This window comes from Mesorhizobium argentiipisi (SeqCode), assembly GCF_037179585.1.
GTDB lineage: Bacteria > Pseudomonadota > Alphaproteobacteria > Rhizobiales > Rhizobiaceae > Mesorhizobium > Mesorhizobium argentiipisi.
The window spans coordinates 24,408-40,404 of the sequence record NZ_JAPYKO010000038.1 but is presented as its reverse complement, the minus strand read 5'-3'; the positions used below and the strand labels follow the sequence as shown (position 1 = coordinate 40,404).

At 63.5% G+C, this 15,997-nt stretch carries 14 protein-coding genes; 6 read left to right on the top strand and 8 right to left on the bottom strand.

Going from position 1 to position 15,997, the window contains the following annotated elements:
• Positions 1-222 precede the first annotated feature (222 nt).
• From O7A05_RS30990 to O7A05_RS30980, 3 genes are all read left to right on the top strand, one after another.
• Complete coding sequence (locus O7A05_RS30990) at positions 223-996, top strand: amino acid ABC transporter substrate-binding protein (protein WP_337097076.1); 774 nt, start codon at positions 223-225, stop codon at positions 994-996.
• 206 nt (positions 997-1,202) lie between these two features.
• The gene (locus O7A05_RS30985) at positions 1,203-1,883 is read left to right on the top strand and encodes an ABC transporter permease subunit (protein WP_337097074.1); all 681 of its coding nucleotides are present in this window, start codon (positions 1,203-1,205) and stop codon (positions 1,881-1,883) included.
• Positions 1,880-2,650, top strand: coding sequence for an amino acid ABC transporter ATP-binding protein (locus O7A05_RS30980; RefSeq protein ID WP_337097072.1), 771 nt, complete (start codon positions 1,880-1,882; stop codon positions 2,648-2,650). Before O7A05_RS30985 ends, O7A05_RS30980 begins: the two co-directional genes overlap by 4 nt.
• A 247-nt stretch (positions 2,651-2,897) precedes the next feature.
• On the opposite strand, the gene O7A05_RS30975 is transcribed toward O7A05_RS30980, so the two are convergent.
• The 5 genes from O7A05_RS30975 to O7A05_RS30955 all read right to left on the bottom strand — a co-directional run bounded on the left by O7A05_RS30975 (position 2,898) and on the right by O7A05_RS30955 (position 9,556).
• A complete protein-coding gene (locus O7A05_RS30975) occupies positions 2,898-3,479 on the bottom strand; it encodes a CarD family transcriptional regulator (RefSeq protein ID WP_040991750.1) in 582 nt (193 codons plus the stop codon).
• Positions 3,480-3,852: 373 nt separating this feature from the next.
• Entirely contained in the window at positions 3,853-4,191 is a 339-nt protein-coding gene (gene fdxA, locus O7A05_RS30970; protein WP_095767304.1) for a ferredoxin FdxA, read from the bottom strand.
• A 203-nt stretch (positions 4,192-4,394) separates the two neighbouring features.
• The gene (locus tag O7A05_RS30965) at positions 4,395-4,781 is read right to left on the bottom strand and encodes an RNA-binding S4 domain-containing protein (RefSeq protein ID WP_337097071.1); all 387 of its coding nucleotides are present in this window, start codon (positions 4,779-4,781) and stop codon (positions 4,395-4,397) included.
• A gap of 151 nt (positions 4,782-4,932) precedes the next feature.
• Positions 4,933-8,295: a helicase-related protein gene (locus O7A05_RS30960; RefSeq protein ID WP_337097069.1), complete on the bottom strand. Its 3,363-nt coding sequence runs from the start codon at positions 8,293-8,295 to the stop codon at positions 4,933-4,935.
• Between the two features lie 676 nt (positions 8,296-8,971).
• Positions 8,972-9,556: a TetR/AcrR family transcriptional regulator gene (locus O7A05_RS30955; RefSeq protein ID WP_337097067.1), complete on the bottom strand. Its 585-nt coding sequence runs from the start codon at positions 9,554-9,556 to the stop codon at positions 8,972-8,974.
• An 81-nt stretch (positions 9,557-9,637) separates the two neighbouring features.
• Between O7A05_RS30955 and O7A05_RS30950 the strand changes: the two genes are divergently transcribed.
• Positions 9,638-10,876 carry an FAD-dependent monooxygenase gene (locus O7A05_RS30950; RefSeq protein ID WP_337097065.1) on the top strand — a complete coding sequence of 413 codons (1,239 nt, stop codon included), beginning with the start codon at positions 9,638-9,640 and terminating at the stop codon, positions 10,874-10,876.
• Between the two features lie 94 nt (positions 10,877-10,970).
• On the opposite strand, the gene phbB is transcribed toward O7A05_RS30950, so the two are convergent.
• A complete protein-coding gene (gene phbB, locus O7A05_RS30945) occupies positions 10,971-11,693 on the bottom strand; it encodes a beta-ketoacyl-ACP reductase (RefSeq protein ID WP_337097063.1) in 723 nt (240 codons plus the stop codon).
• Between the two features lie 125 nt (positions 11,694-11,818).
• Complete coding sequence (locus O7A05_RS30940) at positions 11,819-13,006, bottom strand: acetyl-CoA C-acetyltransferase (RefSeq protein WP_337097061.1); 1,188 nt, start codon at positions 13,004-13,006, stop codon at positions 11,819-11,821.
• A gap of 304 nt (positions 13,007-13,310) precedes the next feature.
• On the opposite strand from O7A05_RS30940, the gene phaR reads away from it, so the two are divergent.
• Entirely contained in the window at positions 13,311-13,904 is a 594-nt protein-coding gene (phaR, locus tag O7A05_RS30935) for a polyhydroxyalkanoate synthesis repressor PhaR (protein WP_224510770.1), read from the top strand.
• Positions 13,905-14,169: 265 nt separating this feature from the next.
• On the top strand, positions 14,170-15,096 hold the full coding sequence (locus O7A05_RS30930) for an IS110 family RNA-guided transposase (protein ID WP_337097086.1): 927 nt from the start codon (positions 14,170-14,172) through the stop codon (positions 15,094-15,096).
• Between the two features lie 203 nt (positions 15,097-15,299).
• On the opposite strand, the gene O7A05_RS30925 is transcribed toward O7A05_RS30930, so the two are convergent.
• The gene (locus tag O7A05_RS30925) at positions 15,300-15,881 is read right to left on the bottom strand and encodes a histidine phosphatase family protein (RefSeq protein ID WP_337097059.1); all 582 of its coding nucleotides are present in this window, start codon (positions 15,879-15,881) and stop codon (positions 15,300-15,302) included.
• Between the last annotated feature and the right edge of the window lie 116 nt (positions 15,882-15,997).

Genomic DNA, 15,997 nt, shown 5'->3' with positions numbered 1-15,997 from the left:
GCATGGATGGTTCCGCCGCCCGAGAGGGCAGATGGTGCCGACGAAAACATTCTGTTATCTGCCGGAAAAAGCCGCTTGGCGGATTCCTGGCCAGTTTTGAGAATCAGATTTCTGGCAGAGCCGATTTTTGAAATCTGGTTCCTTATTTTGCTGCCTTCTATCTGCCAGTTTCCGGCCGTCACAATCGCGCCGGGGCACCGGTCAAAACGGGATCACAGAAAAATGAAATGGCTCAAACCGCTTCTTATCGCCGGAACGCTGCAGGTTCTGGCGATCGCCGCCGGCCATGCCGGCGCCAATCTCGACCAGATCAAGCAGGCCGGCGTGTTCAAGGTCGGCACTGAAGGCACCTACGCGCCTTTCACCTATCACGACGAATCCAACGCGCTGGTCGGCTTCGACGTCGAGATCGCCAAGGCCATCGGCGACAAGCTCGGTGTCAAGGTTCAGTTCCTCGAAGGCAAGTGGGACGGCCTGATCGCCGGCCTCGACGCCAACCGCTACGACGCCGTCATCAACGAGGTCGGCATCACAGACGCCCGCAAGGCCAAGTATGATTTCTCCGATCCCTATATCGCCTCGAAGGCGGTGCTGATCGTGCGCGGCGACGACACCGACATCAAGACCTTCGCCGACCTCAAGGGCAAGAAGGCCGCGCAGTCGCTGACCTCGAACTTCGGCAAGCTCGCCGAGAAGAACGGGGCCGAACTCGTCGGCACCGACGGGTTCGACCAGTCGATCCAGCTTCTGCTCACCGGCCGCGCCGACGCCACCATCAACGACAGCCTGTCCTTCCTCGACTTCAAGAAGCACAAGCCGGACGCCAATGTGAAGATCGCCGCGCAGGAAGAGAATGCCGACTATTCCGGCGTCATCGTGCGCAAGGGTGATCCGGAGTTGGTCGCGGCCATCAACAAGGCACTGGCCGACATCAAGGCCGACGGCACCTACCAGAAGATCGCCGACAAGTATTTCGGTCAGGACGTCTCGAAGTAAGGCAATCGTCCTTTTGCTCGCAAACCGGCGGGCCGTCTTAGACGGCCCGCCATTTTTTGCATGACATTCCGTGGGGCCGTCTAAGACGGTCCGCCATTTTTTGCACGACATTCATCGGGGCCGTCTTTGACGGCCTGCCGATTCTTGCATGATAGTCAGTCCATACGGGGGAACGCGCCGCCGTATCTGGAAGGGAGAAGCGCCCCGTGCCGCACTGGCTGCAATTGATGCTGGAATCGTTGCCGACGCTGCTATGGGCGGCGCTGATCTTCACCGTGCCGCTGACGCTTTTGTCCTTCGCGCTTGGGCTCATCGCCGGACTGGTGACGGCGCTGATCCGGCTGTTCGGCCCGAAGCCGCTGGTCTCGGTGGTACGCTTCTATGTCTGGATCTTTCGCGGCACACCGCTGCTGGTGCAGCTCTTCCTGATCTTCTACGGCCTGCCGTCGGTCGGCATCCTGCTCGATGCCTTTCCCGCCGCGCTGATCGGCTTCACGCTCAACATCGGCGCTTATACGTCGGAGATCATCCGCGCCGTCATCGGCTCGGTGCCGAAGGGCCAGTGGGAGGCGTCCTACTCGATCGGCATGACCTGGAGCCAGGCGATGCGGCGCACCATCCTTCCGCAAGCCGGCCGCGTCGCGGTGCCGCCGCTCTCCAACACCTTCATCTCGCTGGTCAAGGATACCTCGCTGGCGGCGGCGATCACGGTGCCCGAGATGTTCCAGGCCGCGCAGCGCATCGTCGCCACCACCTATGAGCCGCTGATCCTCTATGTCGAAGCGGCGGCGCTTTATCTCGCGTTGAGCTCGGTGCTGTCGGCGCTGCAGGCGCGGCTCGAAGTGCGGCTCAACCGTTATGGCGGATTCCTGGAGGCCAACGCATGATCGGCCTCACCAACGTCGAAAAGCGCTTCGGCGACAATCTGGTTCTGAAGGGCGTCACCGTCAGCCTCGACGAGGGCAGCGTGACGGCGCTGGTCGGCCCCTCGGGCGGCGGGAAAAGCACGCTCTTGCGCTGCATCAACTTGCTGGAAATCCCGACCTCCGGGTCCTTGCGTATCGGCGACGAGACGCTTGCGTTCCATCCGGGCGTCAAAGTGCCGGTCAAGGATATCCAGCGCATCCGCCTGCAGACCGGCATGGTGTTCCAGAATTTCCAGCTCTTCCCGCACCGCACAGCGATCGAGAATGTCATGGAAGGGCTGGTGACGGTGCTGAAATGGCCTGAGCCGAGAGCGCGCGAGCGGGCGCTGGCGCTGCTCGAAAAGGTCGGCATGGTGCACAAGGCCGATGCCTGGCCGGCGACGCTGTCCGGAGGCCAGCAGCAGCGCGTGGCGATCGCCCGGGCGCTGGCGCCGTCGCCGCGCGTGCTGCTTTGCGACGAGCCGACCTCGGCGCTCGATCCGGAACTGGCGCAGGAAGTGGTCGACGTGCTTGGGCAGCTAGCCCGCGAAGGCACGACGATGGTGATGGCCACGCATGATCTGAGGCTCGCCTCCAAGATCGCGCAGGAGGTCGTCTTCCTCGATGCCGGCTCGATCGTGGAGAAGGGGCCGGCCTCGGTTGTCTTCGACAATCCGGAGCGCGAGCGGACCAAGCGCTTCATCGCCTCGCTCAGGCAAGAAGAGGCGCAGAAGGAAGCGGGCGGCTGAGCCTCCTAACTTTTTACTTGCGGGGCCAATCGCATAGGGCGCGCCGGCCCCCTCATCCGGCCGCTTCGCGGCCACCTTCTCCCCATGGGGAGAAGAGCTTGGCGCCGGCGCTGACAACCTCCTCTCCCCTCGGGGAGAGGTCAGCCGAGCGAAGCGGAGCCTGGGTGAGGGGCGCCATATGCGAGAGTCCACAAGCAAAAAACCCGGCGCGAGGCCGGGTTCTTTGTAAACTCAAAAGCGAAAAAGCTCAGGCAGCTTCTTCCTGCTCGGCTTCCTCGTTGTCGGCCTTGGCGCCGCGCTTCGGACCCTTGTTGAGGTTGACCTCGATGAGGCGCACCGCCTCGGTCTCCGACATGCGGTTCACCGCGGCGATCTCGCGGGCCATGCGGTCGAGCGCGGCTTCGTAGAGCTGACGCTCGGAATAGGACTGCTCCGGCTGGTTGTCGGCGCGGTAGAGGTCGCGCACCACTTCCGAGATCGAGATCAGGTCGCCGGAGTTGATCTTGGCATCATATTCCTGGGCGCGGCGCGACCACATGGTGCGCTTGATGCGGGCGCGGCCCTGCACGACCTTGAGCGCGCGGTCGACATAGTCCTCTTCCGACAGCTTGCGCATGCCGATCGAGGTCGCCTTGGCGACCGGCACCTTCAGACGCATCTTGTCCTTCTGGAAATCGATGACGAACAGTTCCAGCTTGTGACCCGCAACTTCCTGCTCGTCGATCGCCACGATCTGACCAACGCCATGCGCCGGATAGACGATGAATTCGCCGGTCTTGAACCCGTGGCGGGCCGCGTTGGACTTCTTCTGCGGGGTGATCGTTGCCATTACGCCCTGAACTCCTTAGTTGTGTAGCCGGCATCATGCCGACTCGAACCCATGGGGTCGGCAATAGCCGACCATTAGCCGCACAACAGGGATGAACCCACCGGAAAAGCAGGGACCGGCATATCGCACGAATGCGACCGCCTGCCCCAGATCGCTCTGGTCCGGATCTAAAAGCTCACCTTTCAGTGATTTGGGGCGTTAGCGCCATAAATCGACGTTGTGTCACCGGCATGTTTTGCTGATGTAGCACAAAAAGTCGGAAGAATCAAGGTTTTGCTGCATTCGCTAACGCCAAGCGGCAGCGCTGCCCGTCAAGACAGTAATTGTATCGGTCCCGGTACGTCGCGTCATGCCGGTGTTGCCGGCCGCTCTATCAATCGCCTTCGCCGGGCTCCGCCGAAAAATACTTTTCGAACTTTCCGGTCTCGCCGTCAAAGGTCTTGGCATCCGCCGGCGGCTCTTTCTTGGCGGTGATGTTGGGCCATTTCTCGGCGTATTCCGAGTTGATCTGCAACCATTTGTCGAGACCGCCCTCGGTGTCCGGCTTGATCGCGTCGGCCGGGCATTCGGGCTCGCACACGCCGCAGTCGATGCACTCGTCGGGATGGATGACGAGCATGTTCTCGCCCTCGTAGAAACAGTCGACCGGACAGACCTCGATGCAGTCCATATATTTGCATTTGATGCAATTGTCGGTCACGACATAGGTCATTGCAGGCTCCGGAACGTCCCATTTTGTTGGGCTTTTTGGCTGAGGTAACGCCTTTGCCCGCCGCATGCAAGGGCAGGGATTGCCGGCGGAGCCGGGGGGCCGGAATGGAATTCCGGCCGGAAGGGTACATCAAGGTCACCCGGCCCGACCGCTGCGCGTTTTTCCTGGAATTGCTCCGGCCTCGACCCTCGGCCGATCAGGTCTCAATCGTCGCCGAGCAGACGGTCGGTCTGCCGGCGCTCGCGTTTGGTCGGGCGGCCGCTGCCGGCCTCGCGCAGCGCCGGAATGGCGTCCGGAACCGCGTCGCCTTTGGGCGTCGGCGCCGGCGACATGTCCTCGTAAAGCAGCCGCGCCTCGTCGGCCGGGCCGCGTCGCATGCCGCAATTCACCACCTTCCAGACCAGGATACGGCCCTCGAGCGTGATGGTGAGCACGTCGCCCGGCTTGACCAGATCCGAGGCCTGCGCTGCTTTGTCGCGATTGATGCGCACGCGTCCGGCGACGACGACCTTTGCCGCCAAGGACCGCGACTTCACCGCGCGCGAGAAGAACAGCCATTTATCGATGCGCTGGCGGCCCTCTCCAACCATCGCGGCTAGCTTTGTTGGAGCATGATCTTATCCGAAAACCGGTTCCCACTTTTCGCTGACGCGGTCCTTCGGTTCGGGATCATGCTGTCTCTTTGTTGGAGCATGATCTTGCCCGAAAACCGGTTCCCACTTTTTGGGATCATGCTCGAACCTATTTCTTCAGCTGGTCGCGCAAGGCGGCGAGCTTGGCGAAGGGCGAATCCGGGTCGAAGCGCTGCGGGCGTTCTTCGCGCGGCTTGCCCTGGAAGGCCGGCTTGCCGCCAGGAGCGTTGCTACCGCTCTGAGCATTGCCCTTGCCGTCCTGCCTGTTGCCCTTCCAGTCGGGCCGGCTCTCGCGGCGGCCCCCCTCGTGGCGATCTGGGCGCTCGCCTTGCGGCCTGCCTTCGCGCCGGTCGCCTGCATCCGGCCTCGGCTTGAACTTCGAGCGGTCGAAGCGCGGCTTGCCGGCGCCCTCATGCGCCGGCTTGTCACCGGGCTGGCCGCCTCCGGCGCCTGCCTCGCGTGCGGGCTGGCCACCGCGCGGACGATTGTCGCGGCGGTTGTCATGACGGTGACGCGGCCGCTGATGGTCGAAACGCGCCTGGCGCCATAGGAGCACAGGTTTTGGTTCCTCGGCGTCGGCTGGCGCCTCGCCGGCACTACCCTCCCCCTCGTGGGAAACGTCGGCGCTACCACCCCCACCCGCGTCGCTTCGCGCCGCGACCTCCCCCATCGAGGGGGAGGTAAGGGCGTCGGCGCTTTCGAGCGACTGGGGCGTTGCCGTAATGTCCACCGCTGCGGCGTCTTCCACCGCGGGAGCCTCTTCCGTAACCTCGGCCGGAACTTCAGCCGGCTCTCCCGCAACAGGTTCCGCTGCCACTTCCGCGATCGCTTCAGCCGGAGCTTCGGCGGCAGCCGGCTCCGAGCCCTCGACCGCCTCCGCGACCGTGTCAGTTGCCGCAGCTTGCGCCTCTGCTGCCTGCGCGCTGTGCGCCGCTTCTTCCGCGGCGAGCTTGGCCGCGGCCGCTTCGCGGGCGGCGGTGTCCAGCGCGTCGAGCTTCGCCTTCACCTCGGCGGCCGGCTTGGCCTCCGAGCGATAGCCGAGACCTTTCAGAATCTCCTCCATGTCGTCGGCCGTGGCGCCGAGGATCGACATCATCGGCGGCGTCACCATGAAGGAGTGGCCGTCATAGGCGCTGTCCGGACGCTGGCCGAGCCCGGGCTTCCAGTTGGTCGCCGGGCGGATGAGGTCGGCAAGCCGCTCGAGGATATCGACGCGTACGGCGCGGCGGCCGAGATTGCGGTAGCCGGCGAGCTTGTAAAAGGTCTTGTCGAAGGCCGGGTCGATGACGACCGAGGTACGGCCGGAGGCGAGCGCGTGCACCACGTCGCCGAAGCCCGGCTTGTCCTTGCCGTCGTTCTTGAGTGCCCAGAGCAGCGTCACCAGTCCCGCCGGCGCCGGCTTGATCAACGCCGGCACAAAGACATGGTAGGCGCCGAAGCGCACACCGAGGCGGCGCAATGCGGCACGGCCTTCCTGGTCGAGCGACTTCATCTCTTCCGCGATGTCGCGGCGATTGATCAGGCCGAAATGCTCGACCAGCTGGAAGGCGATGCCGCGCGCGATGCCGGTGATCTGGTCGGCGTTCTTCAAGTCGACCAGCGGCTTCAAAAGCGACTCGATCTGGAAGTTGACGAAACGCTCGGCGCGCGCCGCGACCTTGTCACGGGCAGGGCCGGTCAGCTGCTCGTCGGCAAGCAGGACCAGGCGCGGCTTCAGCGCCTCGTCGCCGGCGACCAGCGTGCCGATCGGCGCGCCGATCCAGCGCAACACGCCGTCGGAGCCGAGCGCCAGGTCGCCATTGGCGCAGGCGGCAAAGCGTTCGGCGCGCGCGTCGAACTCGGCCGCGAGCGCCTTCTGGGCAGCGGTGCGCACCGCCTTGGCGTCCTCGCCGCCGGCGCTCTGGTCGGCGGTGAAGCGGAACCCTTGCAACTCGCCGACATGATGGCCTTCGACGAGGACGGTTCCGGTAGGGCTGATTTCGGCTTCAGGCATGGTATTTTCTCTAAGGCGCCGCATGAGGACGGAAGTCCTGCGGTCTACGAAGCGTTTCGTCAACCGCTCATGCAGCGCATCCGACAATCTGTCTTCGATTTCGCGCGTCTTTTCCTGCCAGTGTAGCTGATCGGCCAGCCAGCCCGGTCGGTTGGAGACGAAAGTCCAGGTGCGGATCTGGGCGATCCGGTGCGACAGCGTGTCGATATCGCCATCCGTCGTGTCGGCGCGCCGCACCTGCTCGGCCATGTAATTCTCATCGACATGGCCATGGCGCGCAAGGTCCATATAGATCGAGGCGATGAGGTCGGCATGCTGCGCCGGCGCGATCTTGCGGTAGTCGGGAAGCGCGCAGGCTTCCCAAAGCAGTGCCACGCGCTCCTTGCCGGTGGCCAAGGCGCGGATGTCGCCATCGCGCGACAGGTGCTCCAGGGCCTGCGCATCCACTGCCGGCAAAGCACGGGTCAAGCCTTCGACCGGCGCATTGGCCTCGGTCGAGCGTTTCAGCGCATCCAGGCTGGAAAAGTCGAAATCGGCGGTGCGCCATTGCAGCACCTTCACCGGGTCGAAATCATGCGCCTCGATCTTTTTGACCAGGTCCTCGTCGAACGGATCGACCTGGCCGGTGACGCCGAACGTGCCGTCGCGCAGATGGCGGCCGGCGCGGCCGGCGATCTGGCCGAGCTCGGCGGCGGTCAGGTTGCGGTATTGATAGCCATCGAACTTGCGGTTCTGGGCGAAGGCGACGTGCTCGAGGTCGAGGTTCAGCCCCATGCCGATGGCGTCGGTAGCAACGAGATAGTCGACGTCGCCGGACTGGAAGATCTCGACCTGCGCGTTGCGGGTGCGCGGCGAGAGCGCGCCGAGCACGACGGCAGCACCCCCCTGCTGGCGGCGGATCAGCTCGGCGATAGCATAGACTTCGTCAGCCGAGAAGGCGACGATCGCGGTCCGCCGCGGCAGCCGGGTGAGCTTCTTCGAGCCGGCATAGGCGAGATGCGAAAGCCGCGGCCGCGTCACCACGGATACGCCCTTAAGCAGTTTCTGCAGAATGCCGTGCATGGTGGCGGCGCCCAGGAGCAGCGTCTCCTGGCGGCCGCGCAGATGCAGGATGCGATCGGTGAAGATATGGCCGCGCTCGAGATCGCCGGCGAGCTGCACCTCGTCGATGGCGACGAAGGCGGCGTCGGTCTCGCGCGGCATCGCCTCGACGGTGCAGACCGAATATTTCGCGCCGGCAGGCACGATCTTCTCCTCGCCGGTAATCAGCGCTACCTTGTGGGCACCGACCTTCTCGCAGACGCGCGCATAGACCTCGCGGGCGAGCAGCCTCAGCGGCAGGCCGATGATGCCGGTCCCATGCGCGACCATGCGCTCGATGGCGAGATGGGTCTTGCCGGTGTTGGTGGGACCCAACACGGCCGTCACGTCGCGGCCCGAAAGGATCAGCGGCTGGGAGTGTTTCGGCTGGATGTTCATCGGCTCGGAAATAAGTGTTTCTGCCGCTTTTGGTCGGAGGCGCGGCGGCGCCGCCGCGTGTGACAGCCGACACATAGGGATTTAGGGCGCCGAGCGAAAGCGGAATGTTCTTTTTGGGAGCTGCCAGGAATGGACGAGCCGGCCAAACCGGCTGCCCTTAACGGCTGGAACGAGTCTGGAACGAATCAGCGACGAATCGGTGACTCGTTCTGATTCAGGTTTTGTTCACGGCTATATGTGGATTGTTTGACGATGAGTCTCACCACATGCTGAATCTGGAGATTGGCCCGATTCCTGCTTGGCCTCTGCCCGATGCGAAGCGCCGTTAACCTTTGCCGTGAACAGTCCCAGGCTGTTTGAGCCCACCAGGCAAACTTATGAAATTGTTGATCTTTCCTACCGGCGATTAACCATTGCAGCGCTGATTGAAGCTCCGGCCGTTAACTTTCCGGCCAAAGCCGGAACGAATCGGCGACGAATCAGCGATGGGATGACTTTCTTGTTTTGTTCACCCAACATATGGTGTTGTCCACAGCTTGCGCACCGATAATTCACAGCTTGTGAACGGGTTTTACACAATGGGAGACGGAGAACGTTAACTTTTGCGACCCGCAACGGGACATTTTCGCCAAGCGCCGAGATAGGCCAGCGCGCACCCGAACCCGGAGCGACCGGTTCAGATCTCGCCCGCCCCCGTAGCGTAGCGTTGCAGGACCGGGCCGACATTCTTGATGATCTCGTCTTGCGACAAGGCCACGACAGGCGGCAGCCGCAGCAGATAGCGGCAGGTCGCCAGACCCAGCAACTGGCTGGCGACCAGCCCGGCGCGACGGCCGGCGTCGGCAGGGTCGCCGAAGGCTGCCACGACCGGCCTGACCTGATTGGCGAATACGTCGCGCACCTTCTCGGCGGCGAATTCGTTCGACGCCGCCGAGCGCAGGAGAATGACCATGCCGGTGGCGGTGGGCGAGCCTTCCCATATGCGCAGAAAGCGTCTGATGATTGCGTCACCGATGGAAGCCTGGTCGGTCACCTGCGTTTCCGGCAGTCGCAGGTCGAAGAGCGCCGCCCTGGCGAACAATTCGTCCTTGCTGTGAAAGTAGCGGATCACCATCGCCGGATCGATCGAAGCGCGGGCCGCGATGTCACGGATCGAGGCCCCATCATAGCCATGCTGGACGAATAATTCTCTAGCGGCCTCGAGGATCTGCGCTTTGGTGCGCTCAGATTTGCTCGGCTTTTTCGGCTGATTCGTGCTCATGAAACTCCGAATATCAACGACTGTTGACAAATTCAAGTGCTCAGGGTAAAAGTCAACGATCGTTGATAAATGGAGAAAGAAATGTTGCCCGAGACCACAGAAGTCGTAATCATTGGCGCCGGTCCGACCGGCCTCACATTGTCCATCGCCCTTCATCAGGCGGGTGTCGACCACGTTCTGGTCGAACGTCTCGCCGAGGGCCTCAACACCTCGCGCGCCGGGGTGGTTCATGCACAGACGCTGGAAACGCTTGAGCCACTTGGCGTCGCCGGGAGGCTGGTCGAACTTGGGCTGAAGCTCGACAACTTTGCCATCCGCGACCGCGGCCGGACGCTGCTGAATCTCGACTTCAGCGATCTACCTTCGGTACATCCCTATGTGCTGATGATCCCGCAGAACCTGACCGAGAAAGTGCTCGCAGAACGTATCGGCAAGCTGGGCGGTGTCGTCCATCGCGGCGTCGAGGCGAAGATGGTGACGCAAGATGCCGATGGCGCGCAGGTCACAGTCGTCCAGAACGGCCGTGAACAGACGATCTCGGCACGCTACGTCGTCGGTGGGGACGGCATGCGCAGCGTGGTCCGCGAAGCAGCGGGCATCGGCTTCGACGGCGAGGCCTATGACGGCGTTTTCATGCTCGCCGATGTGCGCCTCGACTGGCCGCTTGGACCGACGGAAGTGTCGTTGCTGTTCTCGCCGGCTGGACTGGTCGTCGTGGCGCCGCTGCCGGATGGATCGTACCGGGTCGTCGCGACCATGGACGAGGCGCCAGAGAAGCCGGGCATTGCCGACATCCAGGCTTTGCTCGACAGCCGTGGGCCGATCGGCAGTCGGGTGCGGGTGCTCGACTTGACATGGAGCTCGCGCTTCCGCGTGCATCATCGCATCGCCAAGTCCTATCGCGAGGAGCGTCTGTTCGTGATGGGCGATGCCGCCCATGTTCACAGTCCGGCCGGCGGCCAGGGCATGAACACCGGCCTGATCGATGCCGTGGTGCTGGGAGAACTGCTCGGCGACGTGATCAACGGCGTCCGCCCGGAAAGCGAGCTCGATCTCTATGAGACGCTGCGGCGTCCTGCGGCGCAGGAGGTGATCGAGCTTGCAGGCAGGCTGACAGGCATGGCGCTCACCCGCACGCCGTTGCGACGCTTCCTGCGCAATCTGGTGCTCGGTTTCGTCAATCTGAACCCGATCGCCAAGCGCAGGATTGCCCTGAAGCTGTCGGGTCTCAGCCGCGCGAAAATGGCCAGGCTGCCGGCACCGTCGCAGCCGGGTGTGCGCAAGCAGGTCATGAAAAGCGAATTCAAGCTCGTCGCTTGAGCTGCGTGCGGAGTGCCGGCTGGACGAAGTGAGCACCTGCAAAAATGCCGGCGAAACCGCCGGCATTTCGCATGCTGCAGCCAACGATATTCGCTCAGACGAAGTACTGGCCGCCATTGGCGGTGATCGTCGAGCCGGTGATGAAGCCGGCCTCGTCGGAAGCCAGGAAGACGACGCAGCGCGCGATCTCTTCCGGCTCGCCGAGGCGGCCGACCGGGATCTGAGCGATGATCGACTCCCGCACTTTTTCCGGCACGGCCATGACCATGTCGGTGGCGATGTAGCCGGGGCAGACGACATTGATGGTGATGCCGGCGCGAGCCCCCTCTTGAGCTAGCGCCTTTGTGAAGCCGATGTCGCCGGCTTTCGAGGCCGAATAATTGACCTGGCCCATCTGGCCCTTCTGGCCGTTGATGGAGGAGATGGTGATGACGCGACCGAACTTGCGGTCGCGCATGCCGCTCCACAGAGGATGCGTCATGTTGAAGACGCCGGAGAGGTTGGTGTCGATCACTTCCTTCCACTGCGCGGGCGTCATCTTGTGGAACATGGCGTCGCGGGTGATGCCGGCATTGTTGACCAGCACGGAGACCGGACCGAGATCGGCTTCGACCTGCTTGATGCCGGCGACGCAGGCCTCGTAGTCGGCGACGGACCATTTGTAGATGGGGATACCGGTTTCGGCCTTGAATTTCAGGGCCGCCTCGTCATTGCCGGCATAGTTGGCCGCGACCGAATAGCCGGCGTTCTTCAAGGCGACCGATATCGCAGCACCAATGCCGCGTGATCCGCCCGTGACGATTGCTACCTTGCTCATGTGGTCCTCCCTTTAAAACAGTCTGAGCGAACAGAGAGTAGCGAGTAGGGGTCCGATATCCCGCCGCGCGACGCTTTCTTCGCTATTCGCTATTCGCTACTCCCTACCCCCTATTCGCTATTGGCTCAGTTCAGCGCTTCCACGCACATGGCGACGCCCATGCCGCCGCCGATGCACAGCGTGGCGAGGCCCTTCTTGGCCCCGCGGCGGCGCATCTCATAGACCAGCGTGTTGAAGACGCGGGCACCGGAGGCGCCGATCGGGTGGCCGATGGCGATGGCGCCGCCATTGACGTTGACGATGGAGGGATCCCAGCCCATGCCCTTGTTGACGGCGCAAGCCTGCGCGGCGAAGGCCTCGTTGGCCTCGACGATATCGAGGTCCTTGACCGACCAGCCGGCCTTTTCCAGCGCCCGCTTCGAAGCCGGGATCGGACCCGTGCCCATGATCGCCGGATCGACGCCGGCGGTCGCCCAGGAGGCGATGCGCACCAGCGGGGTGATCCCACGCCTTGCAGCCTCGGCCTCGGTCATCAGCAGCGCGCCGGCGGCGCCGTCATTGATGCCGGAGGCGTTGGCAGCGGTGACCGTGCCGTCCTTGTCGAAGGCGGGCTTCAGCTTGGTCATGGCGTCGAGCGTCGCGCCATGGCGGATGTACTCGTCCTGGTCGACGACGGTGTCGCCCTTCTTGCCCTTGATGGTGAAGGCGACGATCTCGTCCTTGAACCTGCCGGCCTTCTGCGCGGCCTCCGCCTTGTTCTGCGAGGCGAGCGCGAACTCGTCCTGGGTTTCGCGGGTGATCTGGAACTGGCGGGCGACGTTCTCGGCGGTGTTGCCCATGTGGTAGCCGTTGAAAGCGTCCCACAGGCCGTCCTTGATCATGGTGTCGATCATCTTGTAGTCGCCCATCTTGACGCCGGCGCGCAGATGCTCGGCATGCGGCGACAGCGACATCGATTCCTGGCCGCCGGCGACGATCACCTTCGCGTCGCCGGTGGCGATCTGCTGCATGCCGAGCGCGATGGCGCGCAGGCCCGATCCGCAAACCTGGTTCAAGCCCCAGGCCGTGGTCTCCTTCGGCAGGCCGGCATTGATCGAGGCCTGACGGGCCGGGTTCTGGCCTTGCGCGGCGGTCAGCACCTGGCCGAGGATGACCTCGTCGACTTCCGCCGCCTCGACCTTCGCGCGCGCCAGCAATTCCCTGATGACGACGGCGCCGAGCTCATGCGCCGGCGTGGCGGCGAAACTGCCGTTGAAGGATCCGACCGCGGTGCGGGCGGCGCTGGCGACGACGATGGAATTGGAAGCGGACATTTTCTTCTCCAGACTTCGAGGTGTCGTGTTTGGGGCTATCCTTGGAGACTTTCTTGCCGGTTCAAGCAGCCGAGTCAAACCGGAAATGGGCATGGCCGCCATGCGCGGCAAGCAGAACGTGCGCCGGTTGCGGTAACATGCCGTTGTCCGCGCGGCGGATTTTGTCATGGCCATGCAGCATTAAATGATGCCGCAGTGCACAAACTGCTTGGAATTGTGACGCTTTTGCGCGTATCCTCGAAAAGGGCGCAATCGTTACCGGCCGCTTACTCCTAAAGGTGCCGGTGTCCTGGGGAGGATATGGATGGCCGCAAAAGACGACCCGATCGTCATCAAGAAGTATGCCAATCGCCGGCTCTACAATACCGGCACGAGCACCTATGTGACGCTCGAGGACTTGGCCGAGATGGTCAAGAAGGGCGAGGAGTTCACGGTCCAGGACGCAAAGACGGGTGACGACATCACCCATCCGGTGCTGACGCAGATCATCTTCGAACTGGAGAACAAGGACGGGCAGAACATGCTGCCGATCCCGTTCCTGCGGCAGCTCATCTCCTTCTACGGCGATCAGATGCAGATGATCGTGCCGAGCTTCCTCGAACAGTCGATGATCGCCTTCTCCAAGGAGCAGGAGCGGTTCCGCGAGCAACTAAAGGGCGCTTTCGGCAAGACGCCGATCGACATGATGAAGACGCCGATCAAGGCGCTCGAGGAACAGACGCGCCGCAATGTCGAGATGTTCCAGAACGCCATGCGCATGTTCACGCCGTTCCCGCCTGCCGGCGGCAATTCCGCGGCCCCTGCCGAGCCGCCGAAGAAGGAAGAGAAATCCGACGATCTGCAGGAATTGAAGGCGCAGATTGCGGCCATGCAGCGCAAGCTGGACACGATGTCCTGACGGGTGTGCCGCCGTCTGGCGGTGGTCGCGAACGCTGGAGATTGGCGCAAAGGCCCCTCCCTTAGTCATCCTCGGGCTTGAACCGAGGATCCTGTGTGTTGGTTCTGGTGTATGGTTGAAGTGGGAAGGAGACCGAGTGGATCCTGGTCGTCCTTTCGGACAGGCCGTGGCATGGCCCGGTCCCTTCCCACCGGTGAACCATCAACCTGAACAGTTGCACGGGGCTGTTCCAAGCAGACCCCGCACCACAGGAAGAGGCGTGGACATGATAGCCCAGAACTATGTTGGCTGCGACATCTCCAAGCAGTGGCTGGACTTTTTTGATGAGACAAGCGGCCGTCTTCGGCGCGTCGACAACCAGGCCGATGCGATCGCGGCCTATGTGGCAGGGCTTGATCCCAGCCGGGACTTCGTCGTCATGGAGGCGACAGGGGTCCATGACCGGCTGCTGCGCCATGCGCTGGCCAAGGCCGGCGTGCCGTTCTCGCGGCACAACCCGGCGCACACCCACCACTATGCCAAGTCGACCAGACGGCGCGCCAAGACCGATCCTCTCGACGCCAGGATGCTGAGCGACTATGGCCGTCGCTATCAGCCTGAGGCCGAGCCGGCGCCACGCGAAGAAGGTGAGCGGCTTCAGTCGCTTGCCGGCCACCGCGATCAACTGGTCGCGATGCGGGCAACGCTGAAGAAGCAACTCGGCGAGGCTTTCGAGGCGATCGTCATCACCAGCCTCAAAGACCTGATCGCCGGCCTCGATGCTCGCATCAAGGCGTTCGAGGGCCAGATTGCCGAAGTCATTCGTCAAGCCGAGGACACCGCCCGCGATTACACGCTGATGGTCTCCGTGCCCGGCGTCTCCAAGGTCGGCGCATTCTCCTTGCTGGCGCTCTTGCCCGAGCTCGGCCAGCGCTCACCCAAGGCGATCGCCGCGCTCGTCGGCCTTGCCCCGTTCGACAACAAGAGCGGCAAGCTCAACCGCAGGAGCCAGATCCAGGGCGGGCGATCGCGCGTGCGCCGCGCCCTCTACATGGCAGCCCTCACGGCCATCAGAACCTGCGACCGGTTCAAGTCCTTCTACACCGCACTTGCCGCCCGCTCAGGCTCCAAGAAACTGGCTATCATCGCCGTCGCAAGGAAGCTCCTCGTCGTCCTCAACGCCATCATGCGCGACAAAACCGCATTCGCATGAACACAGTTGCCATTCCGTGACCTCGCCCGAAGGGCAAAAGCGGCGCAAGACAGAGGTCGTTTTGGACCGCCGCAACGCGTGTAGGTAACGGCATGGATTCCAGTGTCTGCGCCGCGTCGCTTCGCCCCTTGCTTCGCCCTGGAATGACGAAGCCGAGGGTTTCGGCCAGTCGCAAGAGGCACCTGGGCTGCTGTCCAACCGGACTACTTCTGGTTCCACCGCCGGATGATCGGCTCTGTCAGGTCGTGCTCGTAGCCCAGGATGCTGAGGCTGGCGGTGTCGAGCACGAAGTGCTCGCCACCTTCCGGCGGCAGGCCGACCCAGCGCGCCGCGAACACGCGCAGGAAATGCGAGCTGGAGAAGATGAGCACATTGCCGGCAACTGCGCGCAGCTCGGCGATGATGGTATCGGCGCGGGCGCCGACATCGGCCGCCGTCTCGCCCTGCGGACAGCCATCGCGAAACAATTGCCAGCCGGGTCGCTTGGACAGGATCTCCGTGGTCGTCACCCCTTCATAGGCGCCGTAATCCCATTCCTGCAGGTCGGGCTTCTTCACCGCGCGCTCGCCGAAGCCGGCGAGCCGACAGGTGTCGAAGGCGCGCTGCGAGGGGCTAGACCAGATCGCCTGGAACGTCAGTCCCTTGAGCCGGTCGGCAACAGCGCGCGCGGCCTCCTCGCCTTTCGCCGTCAGCGGGATGTCGGTGCGGCCGGTGTGCCTGCCCGAGAGGCTCCATTCAGTCTCGCCATGACGGACGAGATAGATCTCGGGATACGCGTTGCTCATCGTCCGTCCTCTCGGCTGATTGTTTCGCCGGGAATCCGGCTCGCGCAGCCTATGCGGCGGCCGACAAAAAGAACAGGCCGCGGCAGAGCCGCGACCTGTCCGGCATCGGGAGGATG

Bases quoted from the DNA above. Each gene is read 5' to 3' on its own strand.
- O7A05_RS30990 (WP_337097076.1), top strand. From the start codon at position 223: ATGAAATGGCTCAAACCGCTTCTTATCGCCGGAACGCTGCAGGTTCTG.
- O7A05_RS30980 (WP_337097072.1), top strand. From the start codon at position 1,880: ATGATCGGCCTCACCAACGTCGAAAAGCGCTTCGGCGACAATCTGGTT.
- O7A05_RS30975 (WP_040991750.1), bottom strand. From the start codon at position 3,479: ATGGCAACGATCACCCCGCAGAAGAAGTCCAACGCGGCCCGCCACGGG.
- fdxA (WP_095767304.1), bottom strand. From the start codon at position 4,191: ATGACCTATGTCGTGACCGACAATTGCATCAAATGCAAATATATGGAC.
- O7A05_RS30965 (WP_337097071.1), bottom strand. From the start codon at position 4,781: ATGGTTGGAGAGGGCCGCCAGCGCATCGATAAATGGCTGTTCTTCTCG.
- O7A05_RS30960 (WP_337097069.1), bottom strand. From the start codon at position 8,295: ATGAACATCCAGCCGAAACACTCCCAGCCGCTGATCCTTTCGGGCCGC.
- O7A05_RS30955 (WP_337097067.1), bottom strand. From the start codon at position 9,556: ATGAGCACGAATCAGCCGAAAAAGCCGAGCAAATCTGAGCGCACCAAA.
- O7A05_RS30950 (WP_337097065.1), top strand. From the start codon at position 9,638: ATGTTGCCCGAGACCACAGAAGTCGTAATCATTGGCGCCGGTCCGACC.
- phbB (WP_337097063.1), bottom strand. From the start codon at position 11,693: ATGAGCAAGGTAGCAATCGTCACGGGCGGATCACGCGGCATTGGTGCT.
- O7A05_RS30940 (WP_337097061.1), bottom strand. From the start codon at position 13,006: ATGTCCGCTTCCAATTCCATCGTCGTCGCCAGCGCCGCCCGCACCGCG.
- phaR (WP_224510770.1), top strand. From the start codon at position 13,311: ATGGCCGCAAAAGACGACCCGATCGTCATCAAGAAGTATGCCAATCGC.
- O7A05_RS30930 (WP_337097086.1), top strand. From the start codon at position 14,170: ATGATAGCCCAGAACTATGTTGGCTGCGACATCTCCAAGCAGTGGCTG.
- O7A05_RS30925 (WP_337097059.1), bottom strand. From the start codon at position 15,881: ATGAGCAACGCGTATCCCGAGATCTATCTCGTCCGTCATGGCGAGACT.